Annotated in this window: 17 protein-coding genes; 8 read left to right on the forward strand and 9 right to left on the reverse strand. The window is 52.5% G+C overall.

Annotated elements, in window-relative coordinates; translation table 11 throughout:
- Window positions 1–54: 54 nt before the first annotated feature.
- The 5 genes from BCF53_RS00330 (at window position 55) to BCF53_RS00350 (ending at window position 4,233) form a co-directional block, all read left to right on the forward strand.
- A complete protein-coding gene (locus BCF53_RS00330; protein ID WP_207902605.1) occupies window positions 55–447 on the forward strand; it encodes a TRAP transporter small permease in 393 nt (130 codons plus the stop codon).
- A gap of 34 nt (window positions 448–481) precedes the next feature.
- Entirely contained in the window at window positions 482–1,789 is a 1,308-nt protein-coding gene (locus BCF53_RS00335; protein ID WP_132698712.1) for a TRAP transporter large permease, read from the forward strand.
- A 108-nt stretch (window positions 1,790–1,897) separates the two neighbouring features.
- On the forward strand, window positions 1,898–3,139 hold the full coding sequence (locus tag BCF53_RS00340) for a class I SAM-dependent methyltransferase (protein WP_132698714.1): 1,242 nt from the start codon (window positions 1,898–1,900) through the stop codon (window positions 3,137–3,139).
- Window positions 3,140–3,433: 294 nt separating this feature from the next.
- Window positions 3,434–3,934 (forward strand): DUF4405 domain-containing protein, encoded by a 501-nt coding sequence (locus tag BCF53_RS00345; RefSeq protein ID WP_132698716.1) that lies wholly within the window; start codon window positions 3,434–3,436, stop codon window positions 3,932–3,934.
- Complete coding sequence (locus tag BCF53_RS00350; RefSeq protein ID WP_132698718.1) at window positions 3,931–4,233, forward strand: hypothetical protein; 303 nt, start codon at window positions 3,931–3,933, stop codon at window positions 4,231–4,233. The genes BCF53_RS00345 and BCF53_RS00350 overlap by 4 nt, the downstream gene beginning before the upstream one ends.
- Before the next feature lie 38 nt (window positions 4,234–4,271).
- Here BCF53_RS00350 and BCF53_RS00355 read toward each other — a convergent pair whose 3' ends face one another.
- Window positions 4,272–5,411, reverse strand: coding sequence for a Gfo/Idh/MocA family protein (locus BCF53_RS00355; RefSeq protein WP_132698720.1), 1,140 nt, complete (start codon window positions 5,409–5,411; stop codon window positions 4,272–4,274).
- A gap of 226 nt (window positions 5,412–5,637) precedes the next feature.
- On the opposite strand from BCF53_RS00355, the gene BCF53_RS00360 reads away from it, so the two are divergent.
- On the forward strand, window positions 5,638–6,111 hold the full coding sequence (locus tag BCF53_RS00360; protein ID WP_243645741.1) for a GNAT family N-acetyltransferase: 474 nt from the start codon (window positions 5,638–5,640) through the stop codon (window positions 6,109–6,111).
- Window positions 6,112–6,135: 24 nt separating this feature from the next.
- Here the strand turns inward: BCF53_RS00360 and BCF53_RS00365 are convergent, their stop codons facing one another.
- On the reverse strand, window positions 6,136–6,786 hold the full coding sequence (locus tag BCF53_RS00365) for an HAD family hydrolase (RefSeq protein WP_132698724.1): 651 nt from the start codon (window positions 6,784–6,786) through the stop codon (window positions 6,136–6,138).
- Between the two features lie 184 nt (window positions 6,787–6,970).
- On the opposite strand from BCF53_RS00365, the gene BCF53_RS00370 reads away from it, so the two are divergent.
- Complete coding sequence (locus BCF53_RS00370) at window positions 6,971–8,347, forward strand: MATE family efflux transporter (RefSeq protein WP_132698726.1); 1,377 nt, start codon at window positions 6,971–6,973, stop codon at window positions 8,345–8,347.
- 14 nt (window positions 8,348–8,361) lie between these two features.
- On the opposite strand, the gene BCF53_RS00375 is transcribed toward BCF53_RS00370, so the two are convergent.
- The 5 genes from BCF53_RS00375 to BCF53_RS00395 form a co-directional block, all read right to left on the reverse strand.
- Window positions 8,362–9,951: an ABC transporter ATP-binding protein gene (locus BCF53_RS00375; protein WP_132698728.1), complete on the reverse strand. Its 1,590-nt coding sequence runs from the start codon at window positions 9,949–9,951 to the stop codon at window positions 8,362–8,364.
- 9 nt (window positions 9,952–9,960) lie between these two features.
- On the reverse strand, window positions 9,961–10,983 hold the full coding sequence (locus BCF53_RS00380) for an ABC transporter permease (RefSeq protein ID WP_132698730.1): 1,023 nt from the start codon (window positions 10,981–10,983) through the stop codon (window positions 9,961–9,963).
- Window position 10,984: 1 nt separating this feature from the next.
- Window positions 10,985–12,070: a microcin C ABC transporter permease YejB gene (locus BCF53_RS00385; RefSeq protein WP_132698732.1), complete on the reverse strand. Its 1,086-nt coding sequence runs from the start codon at window positions 12,068–12,070 to the stop codon at window positions 10,985–10,987.
- 23 nt (window positions 12,071–12,093) lie between these two features.
- A complete protein-coding gene (locus BCF53_RS00390; protein ID WP_132698734.1) occupies window positions 12,094–13,893 on the reverse strand; it encodes an extracellular solute-binding protein in 1,800 nt (599 codons plus the stop codon).
- 247 nt (window positions 13,894–14,140) lie between these two features.
- Window positions 14,141–14,626, reverse strand: coding sequence for a hypothetical protein (locus tag BCF53_RS00395; RefSeq protein ID WP_132698736.1), 486 nt, complete (start codon window positions 14,624–14,626; stop codon window positions 14,141–14,143).
- A gap of 253 nt (window positions 14,627–14,879) precedes the next feature.
- Between BCF53_RS00395 and BCF53_RS00400 the strand changes: the two genes are divergently transcribed.
- Window positions 14,880–17,288 carry a glycoside hydrolase family 94 protein gene (locus BCF53_RS00400; protein ID WP_132698738.1) on the forward strand — a complete coding sequence of 803 codons (2,409 nt, stop codon included), beginning with the start codon at window positions 14,880–14,882 and terminating at the stop codon, window positions 17,286–17,288.
- Between the two features lie 40 nt (window positions 17,289–17,328).
- Here BCF53_RS00400 and pepP read toward each other — a convergent pair whose 3' ends face one another.
- On the reverse strand, window positions 17,329–18,666 hold the full coding sequence (gene pepP, locus BCF53_RS00405) for a Xaa-Pro aminopeptidase (RefSeq protein ID WP_132698740.1): 1,338 nt from the start codon (window positions 18,664–18,666) through the stop codon (window positions 17,329–17,331).
- Window positions 18,667–18,678: 12 nt separating this feature from the next.
- The gene (locus BCF53_RS00410; protein ID WP_132698742.1) at window positions 18,679–19,269 is read right to left on the reverse strand and encodes a UPF0149 family protein; all 591 of its coding nucleotides are present in this window, start codon (window positions 19,267–19,269) and stop codon (window positions 18,679–18,681) included.
- Window positions 19,270–19,494 lie beyond the last annotated feature (225 nt).

Consider the following 19,494-nt stretch of genomic DNA (forward strand, 5'->3'; position numbering starts at 1 on the left):
AATAACTCTATCCTTAGCCTTTGTGGTTTCGCGCTCATTCTTTTAGTGGTTACAGTGACATGGCAGGTGTTCAGCCGTTACATTCTCAATGACCCCAGTTCATTTACCGACGAGCTTTCCCGGTACACGATGATCTGGCTTGGCTTACTGGGTGCCAGCTATCTATTCGGTAAAAATGCGCACTTAGCCATTACTCTTTTACCGTCGCACTTACCTGAAAAAGCCAACACTGCGCTGCAAATTTTTATTCAAATACTCATCCTGACATTTGTCGTTTTAGCCATGATCAAAGGCGGTAGTGCCCTGGTCGGCCGAACCATGCAACAGCTATCACCGGCGCTGCAAATACCGATGGCTTACATCTATATGATTCTGCCAATCTCCGGAGTCGTCACGGTGATATACGTTGCGTTAAACATGATCGATACCGTTTGGAAAAAGAAATAACTGCTAAGCGCACGAATTTTTCAAAGGATAATTTATGGATATTTCAGTTGGTTTTTGGCTTTTATGCCTGTTTTTGCTGATGACTGCGATAAGCGTTCCAATCGCAATTGCAATCGCGATGTCATCGCTGGTGATTATGTTCACCATCCTTCCATTTGACGTTGCTGTTATGACTGCAGGACAAAAAATTGTGACCGGTGTGGACAGCTTCAGTCTGTTAGCCATCCCGTTTTTTATTCTGGCAGGTAACATTATGAATCGCGGAGGCATCGCCACACGGTTGGTAAACTTCGCAAAGCTACTTGTTGGCCGCATGCCGGGTTCACTCGCTCAGGTGAATATTCTTTCCAACATGATGTTTGGTGCAGTTTCTGGATCTGCCGTCGCTGCTGCTGCGGCAGTCGGTAAAACCCTGATGCCTCAACAACAGGAAGAAGGATACGATAAATCCTTTTCTACCGCAGTGAATGCGGCATCTTGCCCGGCGGGTCTGTTGATTCCACCCAGCAATTCACTGATTGTATTTTCAGTCGTCAGTGGCGGAACCTCAGTCGCAGCACTTTTTATCGCGGGCTACATTCCCGGCATTTTAATGGGCTTGAGCTGCATGGTTGTTGCCTATGTAATCGCCAAGAAAAAGGGCTACGGGGTTCAGCACACTGCACACACCAGTATGCGGGAAAAACTCATCACGGTTTGGCAGGCCTTACCCAGCCTTGGGCTAATCATTGTGGTCATCGGCGGTATTATCGGTGGTGTATTCACCGCAACCGAGGGTGCCTGTATAGCGGTACTTTATGCGCTGATACTCTCGCTCTGTTATCGTTCAATCAGCCTTGCCGATTGCAAAACCATTTGCATAGAAACGACAGAGATCACCGGCATTATGCTGTTCCTGATCGGGGCCTCTACGATAATGTCCTGGGCCATGGCCTTTACAGGGTTGCCGACAATGATCAGCGACTGGATGCTGTCGATCTCCGATAATCCGATCATTATCTTCATCATGATGAACGTGATTCTGCTGATCGTGGGTATGTTTATGGATTTAACCCCAGCGCTGTTGATATTCACACCCATCTTCATGCCGATCGCGGCCGATTTGGGAATGCATCAAATCCACTTCGCAATGATGATTATCTTCAACCTGTGTATTGGCATTGCCACACCACCGGTGGGTACCGCACTGTTCGTTGGTTGCAGTGTCAGTGAGGCTAAAATTGAGGATGTGATTAAATCAATACTGCCTTTCTGTGCGGTGTTGATGATTACCCTCATGCTGATCACCTTCATCCCGGCAATCAGTCTGTTCTTACCAAGGCTGTTTGGGCTTATCCAATAAACACTCATTTTACGCTGTCTGTGAACGGCAGCGTTTTTAAAGCCTCAGCTTAGTGTTAACCTGCAGCCCTTCCTCTTAAGCTATCGGAATCGCAACAGGCCAATCAATATGAAGACTCACGGCATGGCTAAGCCAAGCTACCACCGCGCAACCGGCCTGGAAAACCTGATGGAGAGTTTGGATTCCTCCGGCGGTACGGTTTTAGACCTCGGCCCTCTCACCAGTGGCACCACCCAGACCTTTCTCAACAGCGGCTATAAGTGTTTTGTTGAAGACATCGCTGAGGTTTTTCCTGCGTTAAATGCCGATCAAAGTAATTTTCAGTCGCTGATCGAAGATCATCTGATGCTGACCAACCGCAATCAGACATTCGATGTTGTGCTGTGTTGGGATGTATTGAACTACCTGACGCTGGAATCCATTGAAATTCTGTTCAACCTGCTCAGCCCCAACTTCAACGAGCATACCCGCCTGCATATGATGCAGTACACCGGTGCGAATATTCCGGCCACACCCATTCACTTCCGGTTACAGGAAAATTTCAGTTTCGAATTCAGTTACGATTCCGGCCGGCTGATTCCATCGCCGCGCCATACGCTGATTAAACTGCTAAAAAAAATGGGCGGCTTCAGTTTGCAGCATTCGCATATTAATCAGCAGGGTATGCACCAAAGCATAAAAGAGATGGTACTGGCATTTGGTAGCCACTTCAGCCAGCAGGAATACAAAGGCCAAACCCACGTTGAAAAGGTGGCCTACTTTTCTTCCGAGAACACAACCATCTCACTGCCAATTCTTTCAGAGGTACTGAGCCGCAAAGGCCAAATGCAGGAAATGACACTGCTTGACCTGGGTAAAAAAACCGGTCGCGAAACTCACTTCTTGAACCGCCATTCCGGTCAACTGTTTATTGAAGACCTTTTCTCAACGATGGCCTGGAAGAAAAAGCTGGCCGATGCAGAGAGCGAACGGATTAACCTGCATATTCTAAGAGCGCAGGAACCGGACGAGATTCATCTGGTACTGAGCTGGGATATTTTTAATTTCTGCAGCGAAGAACAGATTCGGACCCTGGGTGCGGCACTCAGCAAAAAAATGCCAGCCGGCTCACTGTTGCACGTGATTGGCTATGCCGAGCATCAGGTTCCGAAGCGGCCTGCGGTTTTCAGTGTGCAGGAGAACGGCACGCTCACGGTTTCCAACCGTTTAGCAGGCGAAAGCGACCGGCCGTTTGCTTCCACCGCGTCACTGATGAAACTGCTGCCGGATTTCACCGTCAGTGCCTTTCATTATGGCAATGATACCGGGCATGGTTTTCAGGAATATCTGCTCAGCCGCAAGCCGGGCTGACACGATGCTGCGTAACCCTTACCTGTGCTGACCTTACTCTTACATTCAGTTGTAATTGCATCCATATTTGATGCAACTTTCTAGCGTAGTATGTGTCTCACTTACTGAGGGCTGGTTACCCTTTTTCTAAATGCAGCAGTAAGTGTTTTTTCATTATAATCTCCTTGGCTCCGCACCTCTGGTGCGGGGTGTTTTTCTCACCATACCTCCCTCGCTAAACACATATTTAATATCCTTATTTTTTGCATATTCACCGGTTAGTCTTTCAGTACTCAACTAACTTACAGGTGGCTTATGTTTTCCTGGACCAAAAATATCAACAAAGCCAGATACGCAATTGACGCTCTGTTACTGCTGCTGATGCTCTGTGTCGCCGCTCAGAAAGCGACCGGCAACCTCATCCATGAATGGCTTGGACTCGCGTTGTTAGTGCCGTTCATTGTTCATCTGGTTCAGCACTGGGAGTGGATCACCAACATACCCAAGCGCTTCTTTGGCCGGTTAAACCTGCAAAGCCGGCTAAATGTAGTGCTCAATATGGCGCTCTATCTGGCCATGCTTTGGGTACTGATCAGCGGCCTGCTGACCTCGAAGGAAGCACTGCCAATGCTCGGTTTTGAAGTTGGCCGTGATGCCTTCTGGAAAGCCATGCATCACGATGCGGCAAACTTTCTGCTGGTCATGATCGGTGTTCATATGGCGCTGCACTGGAGCTGGGTGGTGAAAATGACGAAGAAGGTCTTTGCCCGCAAACCGATAACAAAAGCTCAGGCAGTCTCCGGAGGTGCGCAATGAAAGCAATCATGAACAACGGCTATGCTAAAGCGTTTATCATCAGCCTGATCAGCATTCTGGTTTGTGTGGGGTTCTACTATGTGGGCTTCAGCGACTGGTCTTACAGTTTCCGGGGTCAGGGTTCCGGAATGGGGATGGGGATGGGTAAAGGCGCAGGCGGTCATGCCCATGAAGAACTGCCTCGCACCTTTATCAACGTCAGCCTGCCCTTTCTTAAGGCTGCGCTGATGATCGGCATACCCATGACACTGGGCATACTGATCGGCAAGGGCTACAAGAGAGTTAAGAAAAGCAAATAAAAAACCGGCGGCGAAGGCCACCGGCTTGTAAAAGCGAGTTACAACGCTGAGGTATCCACCCAGTTATCGCTGTCGCGCACAATGTCGATCATACGCTGGTAGCGGTAACCGTCTTTAAAGCTCTGATAAGGCTCATCGGCAACGCCGCTCAGGTCGTTGATCAGCAGCTTGGCCAGGTACGTCCAGCTGCGCTGGGTATCGTCTTTGATATCCGGCAGACTATCGCTGATATCCTGCGGCAATGGCAACTCCTGCCATTCGTTAGTGTCTGCCCAGATATACAGCGGGCCAGCCCCATAGTGACCCTTAATGTAAATAGAGCCTTCACTGCCGTGGAAAACAATATGGTCTTCGTTAAAGCGCGGCACCAAACCACCATGCTTGAACAATACCGAAACCGGTTTTTCCGCCGGGTAGGTATCGGCCTTGACCTTGGCCATCACAGTGTACGACCACTCTACGTCTGACTCGCCCCACTCCAGGTTCGGGTCGTTCAGGTCTTCCGGAATGAAGTTGCGGCGCTCGGTAAAGTTATGCACCCCGGCCACTTTCGGCGCACGCGCCAGGTCTTTACGAATATCGCCACTGATCGCCAGAATGCTCTCACCAATGGTATAGGTCACAATAGACAAGAGGTGGGTGAAGTTGTTGTTCAGGCGGCCACCACCGGCATCGATGGTATGCGACCAGCCGAAGGGAATGTTTTTATCGAGGTTAAAGTGCGAAATCAGCTCTACTTCACGTGGCTCACCGATTTTACCCTGTTGAATGAGTCGGCGGGCGTGGATGATTTCCGGCATAAAGCGGAAGCTGGAGGCAAAGGCAGTTTTCAGACCTTTCTTTTCGGCCAGTTCCATCATCTCTTTGGCTTCATCGCCATTCGTCGCCAATGGCTTATCGCAGAACACATGGCAACCGGCATTCAGGGCCTGCAGAACCGGCTCGTAGTGCGCGCCGCCCGGCGTGGCGATAGAAACAACATCTGGCTTACAGGCATCCAGAGCCGCCTGCCAGTCGGTGCCCGAGTATGGAATGCCCATCTTTTCCGCTACTTCCGAAACCACGCTGGCTGTACGACCCACGATGCCGACAATTTCTGCACCCGCATCGATAAACGCCTTCGCATGGCCCTGACCGGCAAAACCAGTACCCAAAACAAGCACTTTTTTCTTGTTCATTTCTGATCCTTTTTATTGCACTGCTGTTCCCAGCAGTTGGTGAATTTCTGGAGTCTGTCGAGAAAGGTCTTTCTAGTTTTTGTATAACAATAATACAAAATAGCAGATTTGGTGTAATGACGTCTGTCAGAGCCGAGCCTCTATTGCCCTATTCATTCGCTCTGCGAAAGCGGTTTAGAATGCACACTGTATACCCCGCCACAGGCCATCCGGGAGTCACCGAATTTTGAATCAAATTAATATTCGAACCTACCAGAACAGCGATGCCAGCCCGCTTTGGCAGCTGAAGTTCAATACCATTCGCCGCATTAATAGCCGCGACTACCAGCCGGATCAGGTTCAGGCCTGGGCACCCGAGCATATTTCAGCAGAGCTCTGGCAAAAGCGCGCCGATGCCATGGCCCCCTTTATCGCTGAAATTAACGGAGAGATCGTAGGCTTTGCCGACCTGCAAGCCGATGGCTACATCGATCACTTCTTCTGCCATGCAGAGCATCAGGGCCAAGGTGTGGGTAAGGCGTTAATGGATCACATTTTTACAGCCGGCAAAGAAGCGGGCATTGCTCGCCTTTACGCCAACGTCAGCATCACTGCCCGACCTTTCTTTGAGCACTTTGGCTTTCGTGTTTTAAAACAGCAGCAGGCGGAGATAAATGGCAGGGTGCTGACGAATTTTTTGATGGAGCATCACATTGGCTAGCCCTGTTCACGGGTGGCTTCCGGCCTAACGACTCTTTTGCTGTACTCGTTTTAACAGTTCCGGTAGCTCTTGCAGCGCACTAATCTGATAATCCGACCGCGCCCGCTGGTGGGCAACAAACTCATTATGCACCCTGATGGTCTTAATACCCGCGGCTTCAGCCGCTGCCAGGCCGCGTTTAGAATCTTCCACCACAACAGCATTCTCTGGTGCAATGGCAAATTTTTTCAGTGCCGCCAGATAGGGTTCGGCATCGGGTTTTGCTTTTACATAATCCTCGCGGCACAACACAAACGTCATGCTGCCGAGCAGGTTTCGGTGCTGATGGATCAGACTGAAATCACTGCGGCGGGAAGTTGTCACCACAGCCATTTGGAAATGCCTGCTCAGCTTGTTTAGAACCTCAACGACACCGGGAATATCGATGTCCTCCTGTTGCAGATAGTGCTGATAGCGTTTATTACGCCAGGCCTTCGCCGCCTCTATTTCTTGCTCAAAAACACCGTTAGCCTGTGCCACTGCCCAGTTAGAATAGCCATTGACCAGGTGTTGTTTGTAGTCGTCGAAGGTCATCATAATGTTCAGCCTTAGCAGGGCTTCACGGGTCGCTTCGAAGAACCACTTTTCGGTATCGACAAGTACACCATCGTGATCAAATAAGATGTGGGTGATCATTGAAAATCCTTCTAATTGTTCAACTAAGAGCCAAACTACGAAACAGCGTAACGGTATATCTGATTTATACTAAAGGTTGACGGCCATTTCACAAATTAGCTTGCCCGGAGCGTTACCCTCTCCATCGCTGCTCACCTATACTGCACCGAAAAATAACCACACAACTCGACCCGGGAATTCACCGATGCACCCAACCCGCCTGCAGCAACTGATTCGGCTTGCCCTTCCTACCGCCCTGCAAAATATGCTGGTCAGCGTGCTGGGCATGTCGGATGTATTTATGGTCACCGCCCTGGGCGCGGCGGCCGTGGCAGCGATTGGCATCAGCGCCAAGCTGCACTTTGTGCTGATCATGATCATGGCCGGCTTGGGAACCGCTATTTCTATTCTGGTGGCGCAGCACCATGGCCGCGGCAACCACAAGGCGGCGCAGGGTATTTTGAGCCTGGGCGTGCTTTCCGGGCTGGCGTTGCTGGTGCCCTTTGCACTGGTGTTTCTGTTCGCCCCGGAACTGCTGCTGGGTTTACTGACCCAGGATGAAAACCTGATCCGCTACGCCAGCGGTTATCTGAGAATTACCATTCCATTGCTGTTTTTAACGCATGTCATCATCTGCTATGAAAGTGCACTGCGTGCGCGCAGCGAAACGGTTGCGCCACTGGTGCTGGCAACGGTCGCCATAGTGCTCAACATAGCGCTGAACTATCTGCTGATTTACGGCATTGGGCCGTTCCCGCAGCTCGGTGTAACGGGTGTTGCCGTGGCCAGTGTGATTGCCCGTACGGTCCAGCTGTTGCTGTTTCTGGTGTATCTGGCCATGCGCCGCCACCCGCTACGCCTGACCAGCCTGTACCAGACCCGACAACTGATGCGCCCTTACCTGAAAAGCTACCGAAGCGCGGCGGCGCCGCTCACCGTTAACTTCACCCTGTGGGGCTTTGGTACCTTTATTTATCACGGCATCGCTTCACATGTGGGCACCGAGGCGCTGGCTTCCTTGAGCTTAATCAGCCCGATCGAAGGCATGTATCACGCCCTGTTTTTTGGTTTTGTCACGGCCTGTTCGGTGCTGATTGGCCAGAATCTCGGCCGTAATAATTTCGACGAGGCCGAACTGCTCGCCCGGCGCTTTACGCTGTTTGCGCCCATAGCATCGGTGTTGTTTGGCCTGCTGCTGTTCCTGTTAAAGCCGGTGTATCTGCCGCTGTTACTCGACCCAACGGACAGCCTGTACCGGTTGTGTGAGCAGCTGCTGTTTGTGGTTTGTTTTACCAGCTGGATTAAAACCCTGAACATGGTGCTGATTATTGGCATTCTGCGCGCGGGCGGCGATAACAAATACGTGCTGGCTACCGATATGATCGCCATGTGGCTGCTCGGTATTCCGGCCAGCTTTGTCGCCGCCTTTGTCTTTGAGCTGGGCTATGTCTGGGTTTATGCCATGGTGCTGGTTGAGGAATTCGCCAAGGCGACGCTTTCATTCCGCCGAGCAAAAAAACGCATATGGCTGAGGAATTTAACCGAAGACGACGCCGCAGGCTTAGAGGCAGAAGCGGCCTAGAGCGTCACTGGTTGTCAGTAACTGAACGCCGTCTCGACCAAGCGCTTGGTGTAATCCTGCTGCGGCGCTTCAAATACCTGACTGCCCTGCTCGACGATTTCACCCTGTTTCATCACCACCACCTCATGGGCGATGGCTTTCACCACCTTTAAGTCGTGCGAGATAAAGATGTAGCTGATGTTTTTTTCGCGCTGCAGTTTTTTCAGCAGTTCAATAATCTGAAACTGTACGGTTCGGTCGAGCGATGAGGTCGGTTCATCCAGCACCACCAGTTCTGGCTCCAGAATCATCGCCCGGGCGATGGCAATGCGCTGGCGCTGGCCACCGGAAAACTCGTTTGGGTAGCGGTGGCGCATATCCGGGTTCAGGCCAACCTTGTGCATAATCTCGATCACGGCCTGCTCCCGGCTTTCGCGGCTGCCGATCTTATTCACCTCTAAGCCTTCGGCAATAATCTGCTCAACGGTCATGCGCGGGCTGAGGCTGCCATACGGATCCTGAAACACCACCTGCATCTTTTTGCGAAACGGTTGCCACTGCTGGTGGGTTAAGTTTTTCAGCGATTGCGATTCAAACTGAATGTCGCCCTCGCTTTTTTCCAAACCTAAAATGGCTTTTGCCAGGGTCGATTTGCCGGAGCCACTCTCACCGACAATACCCAGCGTTTGGCCGTGTTTAATCTCAATAGAAACATCGGTCACGGCTTTGATGTGATCGACCACGCGGCGCAAAATACCCTTTTGAATCGGGAACCAAACGCGCACCTGATCGACGGTTAATTGCGTGCTGTCCGCGCTCGTTGGCACCGGTTTGCCGCTCGGTTCTGCCGCCAGTAATTTCTGAGTGTACGGGTGCTGTGCGTTGGTAAAGATGGCTTCGGTGCTGCCCTGCTCGACCAGTATGCCGCTTTCCATCACCGCCACGCGGTCGGCCATGCGCCGCACCACGCCTAAATCGTGACTGATAAACAACACCGCCATGTTAAATTCGGCCTGCAGTTTTTTAATCAGCTCCAGAATTTGCGCCTGCACGGTCACATCGAGCGCGGTGGTCGGTTCATCGGCAATGAGCAGTTCCGGCTCGTTCAGCAGCGCCATGGCGATCATCACCCGTTGGCGTTCACCACCGGAGAGCTGGTGCGGGTAGGCCTTGAGTTTCTTTTCCGGTTCGCGCAGTTCCACATGCCGCAACCCTTCCAGAATGTGCTCGGTGGTTTGCTTCTGGTTCATCAGCCAGCCACGGTGCAGGTACAGCACTTCGGCCATTTGCTTTTCAATGGTCTGCAGCGGGTTGAGCGAGGTCATCGGCTCCTGAAAAATGCAACCAACCTTATTACCGCGCAACTGGCGCAGCTTTTTTTCATCGGCCTTGAGTACATCGGTGCCATCCAGATACAGCTCACTTTCGTCGCTGTAGCTTAAAACACTGGGCAGCAGCTGCATGATCGAAAGCGCGCTGATGGATTTACCGGAGCCGCTCTCACCCACCAGGCCGACAATCTCGCCTTTGTTGATGGCGAGATTCAGGTCTTTCACAATCGTCTGAAAACCGTCTTCCAGTTGCAGGCCGATGGATACATTTTTAAATTCAACCAGGGCAGTCATGACTGTTTCCTATTTCTGATGGCGCGGATCAAACGCATCACGCACACCTTCACCAACAAAGACCAGCAGTGCCATGAGCAGGCCCAACACCACAAACGCAGAAAGCCCCAGCCAGGGCGCCTGAATATTGGCCTTACCCTGCGCCAAAAGTTCACCGAGGGACGGCGAGCCGGGCGGCAAACCAAAGCCGAGAAAATCGAGCGAGGTCAGCGTGGTGACCGAACCACTGAGCACGAACGGCATCATGGTCAGCGTTGCCACCATGGCGTTGGGCAACACATGGCGGAACATGATGCGGTTGTTGCTCATGCCCAGCGCGCGTGCGGCCTGTACGTATTCAAAATTACGGGTGCGCAGAAACTCGGCGCGCACCACACCGACAAAACCCATCCAGCTGAACAGCAGCAGAATGCCCATCAGCATCCAGAAGCTCGGCTGAATCACCGAGGCCAGAATAATCAGGATGAACAGCGTCGGCATACTGCCCCACACCTCAATAAAGCGCTGAAAGTACAGGTCGATACGGCCGCCGTAAAAGCCCTGCACCGCACCGGCGGAAACCCCAATCACTGTAGAAATGGCGGTGAGAATAAAACCGAACAAACAGGAAATACGGAAGCCGTAGAGAATCCGCGCCAGCACATCGCGGCCGTTATCATCGGTGCCGAGCCAGTTGACGGCATCCGGTGGCGACGGCGCCGGTGTTGGCAGGTCGTAATTGATGGTGCTGTAGTGGAACGGAACTAGCGGCCAGAGTATCCAGCCCTTTTCCTCAATCAATTCGGTGACGAACGGATCTTTGTAATCGGCCTCGGTTTCAAAATCGCCGCCGAATTCGGTTTCGCTGTAGGCGACCAGAAACGGCACATAGAAGTCGCCGTCGTAACGCACCAGAATGGGTTTATCGTTGGCGATCAGTTCGGAAAACAACGACACAAAAAACAGAAAGCCGAACAGCCATAAGGAAATGACCGCGCGTTTGTTTTTCTTAAACAGGCTGAGGCGCTTTTGCGCTAACGGATTTAACTGCATATCAGCGCGCCTCGAAATCGATGCGTGGGTCGACCACGGTGTACATCAAATCGCCGAGCAGGCCTAACAGCAAACCCAGCAGTGTAAACATATAAAGCGTGCCAAACATAATGGGATAATCGCGCTGCCCCATGGCTTCAAAGCCGAGCAGGCCCAGGCCTTCCAGCGAAAAGATCACTTCAATCAGCACCGAGCCAGTAAAGAACAGGCTGATAAAGGTGGCCGGGAAGCCGGCAATAATAATCAGCATGGCATTGCGGAACACGTGCTTGTACAGAATGCGGTTTTCGGTGTTGCCCTTGGCGCGGGCAGTAATGACATACTGCTTGGCAATCTCGTCCAGAAACGAATTCTTGGTGAGCATGGTCAGCACGGTAAAGCCCCCGACGACGGTGGCGATGATCGGCAGCGTCATATGCCAGAAGTAGTCGATAATCTTGCCGAACCAGGAAAGCTCGGCCCAGTTGTTCGAGGTGAGCCCGCGAATCGGGAACCAATCAAAGTAGTTACCACCGGCAAACAAAATCACCAGCAATACCGCAAACAGAAAGCCGGGGATGGCACTGAGCGCAATCAGCAGGGTGGTCGAAGAAATATCAAACTGGCTGTTGTGGCGAATCGCCTTTTTTATACCCAGCGGAATGGAGACAAAATAGATGATCAGCGTGCTCCACAAGCCGAGGGAGATCGACACCGGCATACGCTCGATAATCAGGCCAATCACCGAGCCAGATTTAAACAGCGAATCGCCAAAATCAAAGCGCAGGTAGTCGCCCAGCATTTTGAAATAGCGGACGTAAATCGGTTTATCGAAGCCATAGCGCTTTTCGATTTCGGCGATGATTTCCGGGTCGAGGCCCTGCGAGCCGCGATAGCTCGATTGCCCCTCCCCGTTGTTTTCGGACACCTCCGATTGGTTGGCATTGGTGACACGATCGAGCATGGTGCCTTCAATGCCCTGTGCGGCCGCCAGCGCCTGATCAACCGGGCCGCCGGGGGCCAACTGCACAATGAAAAAGTTGATGGTGATGATTGCCCACAGGGTCGGAATCATCAACAGCAAGCGGCGAACAATATATGCGCCCAATGAACTCTCCTAGCTTTGCTCAGTTACTGGGTCAGTGCCGCTTCTTTTTCAGGGTCGATCCACCAGGTATCGAAGCCCAGGCTGTATTTCGGACGCACATCCGGCCGGCTGAATTTATCGTAATAGGCGATGCGGAATTTGTTGTAGTGCCATTGCGGTATCAGGTAGTGGTTCCAAAGCAGAACACGATCCAACGCCCGGCCCCAGTGCAGCAGTGCGTCGTCATCGGATTGATGCTCGGCAATACCATCGACCAGGTAATCGACAGCCTGGTCGGTCACATTGGCCTGGTTGTAGGAGGAGTCGATAAAGTTGGAATGCCAGACAATCCTTAAGCTGGATGACGGATGCGGGTTCGCCGAATAGCGCTGCGACACCATATCAAAATCATGCTCGTGCCAGCGGTTAACAAACTGGGAGGTATCGACCTGGCGGATGGACATATCAATGCCCAGTTTTTTCAGGTTTTCCTGGAACGGAATAGCGATTCGCTCGGTCACCGGGCTGTAGGTCATCAGTTCAAACTCGAACAGTTCACCGGTTGCCACACTGGTCAGCTTCTTGTCTTTCACCTCCCAGCCGGCTTCTTTCAGCAGGCGAAGAGCGGTGCGCAGGGAGCCGCGAATATTACCGCTGCCATCGTTCACCGGCGGGTTATACACCTCGGTGAAGACACGCGGGTCTACCTTGTCTTTGATGGGTGCCAGAATGGCCAGCTCTTCCTCGCTGGGGAGTTCACGCGCCATGTACTGGGTGTTCTGGAAGTAGCTGTTGGTGCGAATGTAAGAATCGTAAAACAGGTTCTTGTTCATCCACTCAAAATCCATGGCGTAGGCCAGGGCTTCACGCACCCGCGGGTCAGAGAAAATCTTACGCTTGGTGTTAAAGATAAAGCCTGTGGTGTTTTGTGGAATTTCGTGGGCAATCTCTTCTTTGATCATGCGGCCATCTTTGATCGCCGGAATGTTATAGCCGGTCGCCCAGTCTTTGGCCGTGGAGCGATCCCAGAAATCGATGTCTCCAGCCTTGAAGGCTTCGAAGGCAACGGTTTGGTCACGGTAATAGTCGTAACGGTACTCATCGAAGTTTACCTGCCCCTTCATCACCGGCAGGTCTTTGGCCCAGTAGTCTTTATTTCGTTCGTACACGATGTACTGGCCAAATTTAAAATCTTTGATCAACAGCGGGCCACTGACCACCGGCACCACCTTCAGCGGCTCACTCAGGTTGTGGTCTTTCCAGAAGTGCTCCGGAAATACCGGCAGATCGATCAGCGACAGGAATTTTTCCCGGTCCGCGCCTTCCATGTAGAAGGTCACTTCCAAATCACCCTTCACCTCTACGTTCTTAATAAACTCGTAATACTTGGCGAACTGCGGCACACCCTCGGCTTTAAACTTTTCAAAGGTGAACAGCACATCGCTGGCGGTGATCTGCTTGCCATCGCTGTAGCGGGCCGCCGGGTTGAGAATAAAGGTTAGGAAGGAGTAGTCATCGGCATAGCGAATACGCTCGGCAATCAGCGGGTAGTACACGTCCAGCTCATCACTGGAGCTTACCATCAGCGTATCGAACAGAGCATCGGCGCCAACGACTGAATCGCCACGCTGGCCATAACGGTTGAAGGAATCAAAGGTGCCGATGGCTTCGTTTCTGAGCACCCCGCCCTTGGGCGCATCCGGATTTACGTAATCGAAATGCGTAAAGTCATCCGCATACTTGGGCTCGCCGCGCAGGGCGATCGATTGCGCTTCAATGACATTGACTTCGGCGGCAGAAAGTAACGGCATCAACAGCAGGCCGGCGAACAGAAGCGTTTTCATAACTACGTCTCTCTTTTCTGGGTGATATCAGTGTTTTTAGGGCTGATCTTATCGTTTGGATCAATTTAGGCGTATCGGGTGCACATGCGTCAAGAGCACTTGCACAATTTAAACCCTTTGCAGGCAGCTTAGATGCAATACCGGGCCGGTGAGTTCCACTGCAAACGGTATAGGCACAAAAAAGCCAACTGAATAAATCAGTTGGCTCCTGTAAAACCGTTCCCTTATGTCAGGACGGGGCAAGCGATTAAATCTGCTCAATCGTGTTCTTAGTAGCGTTGAACACCTTCTGTTCTTTTTCATTGAGCTTGCCGCCAATCTCTTCGGCAATGGCCCAGTACTTCTTGAAGTTACGCTTTTTACCCATCACTGAGTAAGCATTGGCGACCATCAGGTTACAGAATGCCTGTATCCACGGCTCGCCCTTGCCGTCAAAGAAGTTGAGTGCCTTTTCGGCGTATTCCAGCGCCAGCTCGCCCGCGCCATTAATCGCCAGCGCCCGGGCAACAATCACATAAGCCATATAGACGTTGGCCGGCTTGCCCACCTTGCGCCAGTGGTACAGTGAGGTGAAGGCCTGTGCCAGAATGGCTTCTTTTTCCAGCTCGGTAGAGGCGTTCTCGGAAAGACGCCAGGCCTCGTTGTTGGTGGTGATTGCATAATACTTGCCGTGGTTAGCCAGGCTTTCTTTGGTCAGTTGAATCTTTTTTTCTGCTGCCTTCTTCTTTTGCATACCGTCTCTTTCTTAGCCGTTCGCGGCTTTTTAATGGAAGTTCAGTGGCGCATGTTACCAGATGCCGGACGACTGTGGATAACCGTTACACGGAATCTGTGAATACTGTCGATTTTCCGTCATTGTCAACACAACCCACCAAAATGACACGTATTTTTTACATATAATTCCACACGCGCCCTAATTCAACCCTTACCTATTATTCCAAGCTAGAATAAAATACCCAAATTAATAAATCGCGCAGGAGGCAATTGTGGCCAGCTTCGGTTATTTCGATGACACCGCCAGGGAATACGTTATCACCAATCCAAAGACGCCGGTAAAGTGGTGCAACTATGTGGGTACGCTCGATTTCGGCGGCCTGATCGACACCACCGGTGGGGCATTAATCTGCCGCAAAGACCCGGCTCTGAACCGCATTACCAAGTACATTGCGCAGATGCCACAATCCGATTTCAAGGGCTCTACCATTTACCTTAAGGTGACCGGCGCGGGCGGCAGCACCATCTTTTCGCCCTTCTTAACGCCCACCCTATTGCCGCTGGATTCCTTCGAATGCCGGGTGGGCCTGGGCTACACCCGTTGGGTTGTCGAGGCTTATGGCGTGCGCGCCTGCATTACGGCCTTTGTACCGGCGGGCTCGGAAGTGCTGTTACAGGACATACAGATCACCAACATCAGCGATGAAACGCTGACTGTTGAGGTGATCCCTGTTTATGAATTCTCACACTTCGATGCCCTAAAGCAACTGGTGAATGCCGACTGGGTGCCGCAGACCATGTCAGTGAAGGCTCACTATGAAGCCAACGGCCGCATTACGCTGGCTCAGTACGCCTTTATGAAGAAAGATACTGAAGTGAACTACGTTACCTGTGACCGGGCCGTGGCCGCCTTTGATGGTGACCGCCGGGTATTTCTGGGCGAAAACGAGTTTGGCTCGTGGGCATCGCCGAAATCACTGCACGGATACCTGCTCAATAACTCTGAAAGTGCCCGTGGCGATAACATCGCTGCATTGCAGATTCAGCTGGGCGATCTGCGGCCGGGGCAGAGCGAGCGTACCATCACCCAGCTGGGCCAAAAGTCATCACTGGAAGCCGCCGCGGAACAGATTGACACCTACCGCGATGCGGCCAATGTGGATGCGGCCTTTCAGCAGCAAGCCAGCTTCTGGGACGATTACCTTTCGGCTCTGGTGGTGAATACACCGGATGCAGCGCTCAATTCGATGCTCAATATCCACAACCCAAGGCAGTGCCATACCACCAAGAACTGGTCGCGTTATCTGTCGCTGTATCAGCTTGGCTACGGTGCACGCGGTATTGGCTTCCGCGATTCCTCGCAGGATCTGATCGGCGTGATGTCACACATGCCGGAGCAGGCGCGTGAGTTTCTGGAACGGCTGCTTACCGTGCAAAACCCGGATGGTTCCGCCATGCATCAGTATTTCCCTTTGACCATGGAAGCCAATGAAGGCGACAGCCGGGAAGAGCCGGGCCACGCCAGCTTCTATGGCGATGATCACCTGTGGGCGGTGTTAACCTGCACACAATATCTGAAGGAAACCGGTGATGTGGCCTTTCTGGAAAAGCCTCTGCCCTACTACAGCAAGCATCTGAAGCCTGAAAACCGCGAACAGGGCAGCGTTCTCGACCACCTGATGCGCGCTCTGAATTTCACCTTCACCAACACCGGCAAGCATCAGCTGCCGCTGCTCGGGTTTGCCGACTGGAACGATACCGTCAATCTGCCGGAGGGCGCCGAAAGCCTGTTCGTTGCCAACCTGTTTGGCAGAGCCGTACTGGAGCTGCGTGAAATCGCAGCGTTTATTAACGATACTCAGCTGACCACTACGCTGGATCATTACTATCAGTCGATGAAAGCCCGTGTGAACGAAGCGGCGTGGGACGGTGCCTGGTGGGTCCGCTACTTTACCGCAGAGGGTGAGCCCATTGGCTCACACCTGAACCAGCACGGCAGCATCTATACCAACGGGCAAAGCTGGCCGGTTATTTCCGGCTTTGCCGAGGGCGAGCGTGCAACGGGTGCGCTGCAGCAGGTCTATCAGAAACTGAACACCCAATACGGCATCAAGCTGGCCGGGCCGGGTTACAACGGCTACGACCCGAAACTCGGTGGCGTTTCCACCTACCCGCCCGGTGCGAAAGAAAACGGCGGTATCTTCCTGCATTCCAACCCCTGGGTAATGATCGCCGAAACTCTCACCGGTAATGGCGAGCGGGCCTACGAGTACTACAACCAGATAAACCCGGCCTACCACAACGACAATATCGAGGTGTTTGAATCTGAGCCTTACTGCTACCCGCAGAACATACTCGGTGATGAGCACAAGCAGTTTGGGCTGGCGCGTAACGCCTGGCTTTCCGGCACTGCGGCGTGGACCTACGTTGCCGGTACCCAATACATACTGGGCATTCGCCCAACCATTGGTGGTCTGATGATCGACCCGTGCATTCCATCTGACTGGGGCAATTATCAGGTCACCCGGAAATTCCGTGGTGCTACCTACAATATTGAGGTTCTAAACCCGAATGAAAAAAATAAGGGGGTTTCGGAGGTGAAGGTCGATGGCGAGGTGATTCAGGGCAATGTGCTGCCGGTGTTTGACCAGGGTACGCATGAGGTCGTCGTAACCCTGTAAAGAAATGCAGAGGCGGCACTGCCGCCTCTGGAAGTTCAACTTAAAACAGAGCCTGCTGAACTTCGCCGGTCATCAGGGCTTCAATATCGGCCGCCTCTTTGACCACGTCTTTGGTTAATACCTCGCAACCGGTCTTGGTGACGACCACATCATCTTCAATGCGCACACCAATACCCCGCCATTTTGGATCAACCTGATCGTTATCTGGCGAGATGTACAGACCCGGCTCAATGGTCAGTACCATGCCGGATTCCAGCACGCGCCACTGGCCGCCCACTTTGTAATCGCCTACGTCGTGTACATCCATACCAATCCAGTGACCGGTACGGTGCATGTAGAACTCTTTATAGCTTTCATCCTCGATCAGCTGATCGACATCGCCTTTCAACAGGCCTAATTCCACCAGCCCTTCGGTTAACACACGAACGGTCACTTCATGGGGCTCATTCCAGTGCGCGCCATCCTTTACGGCAGCAATGGCGGCGTACTGGGATTTCAGCACCAGATCGTAGATCGCACGTTGCGGCGCAGTAAAGCGGCCATTAACCGGGAAGGTTCGGGTGATGTCTGAGGCGTAATACTGCAATTCGCAACCGGCGTCGATCAACACCAGATCACCGTCGTTCAGCTTCTGGTTATTCTCAACATAGTGCAGCACGCAGGCGTTCTTGCCACCGCCAACAATGGCGCTGTAGGCCGGGCGAAGGCTGCCTTCCATCATGCAGGTGTGTTCAATTTCGGCCTGCAGCTGATACTCGTACATGCCCGGCTTGCAAATCTGCATGGCGCGGGTATGGGCCTTGGCACTGAGCTGGGCGGCATCGGCCATGATGGCGATTTCCTGACGGGATTTTTTCAGCCGCATATCGTGCAGGATGTGGGCAATATCGGAAAACTCTTCCGGCGGAACCGAACCCTGGCGAACCTTGCTGCGAATCTGATTCACCCAGGCCATCAGCTGGTGGTCAAAACCAGGATCCACACCCATATGGGCATACACGCGGCTTTTGCCTTCCATCAGGCCGGGCAGGATGTCGTCGATGTCATCAACCGGGAAAGCATCGTCGGCACCGAATTCTTCAACGGCGCCATCCGGGCCGGCACGGTAGCCATCCCAGATTTCGCGCTCTTTGTCTTTGTCGCGTACAAACAGTACGTATTCCGCCTGTTCACGGCCAGGCATCAGTACACAGAGGGCATCCGGCTCGTCAAAGCCGGTCAGGTACATAAAGTCGCTGTTCTGCCGGAACGGGTAATGCACGTCGTTATTGCGGATAACTTCTGTGGATGACGGGATGATGGCAATGCTGCCTTCATCCATACGCTCCATTAAATGGATGCGTCGCTCTCTAAATTCATTCTTGCTGATTGTTTTCATCGCAACTCTCTCTTAATGGACGGTGTCTTCGCTGTCGCTCTGCTTGGGCGGCTCGTTGTATTCCAGAAACACTGTGATCGCGCTCAGGCGAACGTGTTCCGCAATGGCCAGAAAATCCTCTTCGGCCCCGTCAAAGTCGATGTCCTGCTCGGCATCCACCTGGGCAATCTCGGACAGATCTTCGAGAATTTCCTGCAGCGTTGCCGGTAAATCACTCATCTCCTTAACTACGCCGGTGGCACCAAAGCCACCTAGGAAACTGCCGGCCCATTCACTGAGCAGCAGCAGTCGGTCGGAGATCGGGCCGTCATCACCGGCGATCATCAGCGTGAAGACCATGCCTTCGTCCTGAAGCTCGGCAATGGTTTTCAAATACAGGCCCTTGAGAATGGTGACGTGGACTTCTTCAACTTCCACCGTCGGCGCGATCAGGTCGAGCGCCCAATCCAGCCAATCATCTATATTCATGCGCTTGCCGGATGCGACAACGCCGGTCAGTGAGCCGTGCAGATATGCAGGTGTGAGACTGGAACCCATTTTCACAAACAGTTCCGCTAAATCGTCGTAGTGCAGGCTAATTGCTGCGCTGTTGGTATCCGTCATGGATGCTCCGTTGTGCTGTTTCCTGTCGATTTAACGACAGTTTTTCTGAGAGATAAAACGCCGCCATCCTATCATGCTGCCTGTTATGCACCAGACCTATAAGCGCAATTTACGGTACTGCTGCTGTAAAGCTGTTTGAGCTGGCGAATTGATGTTTACATAATGCTGCTCAGATTTGTGCGTATCCCGAGAAATTACAGCCAGTTAACGGCGAAAGGTGACATT

Source organism: Reinekea marinisedimentorum (assembly GCF_004341165.1).
Classification (GTDB): Bacteria; Pseudomonadota; Gammaproteobacteria; order Pseudomonadales; family Natronospirillaceae; genus Reinekea; species Reinekea marinisedimentorum.